The 414-nt window shown below is 34.5% G+C and carries 1 protein-coding gene; it reads right to left on the bottom strand.

The genetic code is table 11. The annotated features are described in order from the left end of the window. Positions 1 to 414: poly-gamma-glutamate hydrolase family protein (locus M3234_RS28965; protein ID WP_262307947.1), on the bottom strand; the 414-nt coding region annotated here is incomplete at both ends.

Raw genomic sequence — 414 nt, 5'->3', positions numbered from 1 at the left:
AGTTGCACTCCTGTATCTTTTTTATCTCTATTAATAATATTATTATTGGAAAGGGCCTCAATTCCTTTAGGCGTTTTTTGTACTGTAAATCCATGATCAGTTAATGAATGACGTAATGTTTGAACCAATTTTTTATCTTGACCACCTACGTAAACAATGGGTTCATCGCCTGCATATCCGTGAATAGATACTGTTTTTGACGAATGGTTGAGCATATCTAATAATTGAGGTTCATCAAAAACAGTAGAAGTAATATGTAGTTGAGCATTATTATCTGAACGTAGACCTTCAAATGAATAAAAATTATATTGACCAATATTTGAAATACGACGAGCGAGTTCAGTGGTTCCAGGTTCAATACTTCCACCATGAATCGCTGTAATTAAGGTATCGCTGTGCTTACGGTGTTTTGTG

Origin of the sequence: Neobacillus niacini, assembly GCF_023715785.1 — a bacterium.
GTDB lineage: Bacteria > Bacillota > Bacilli > Bacillales > Cytobacillaceae > Neobacillus > Neobacillus niacini_E.
This window is presented reverse-complemented; position numbering and strand designations above follow the sequence as displayed.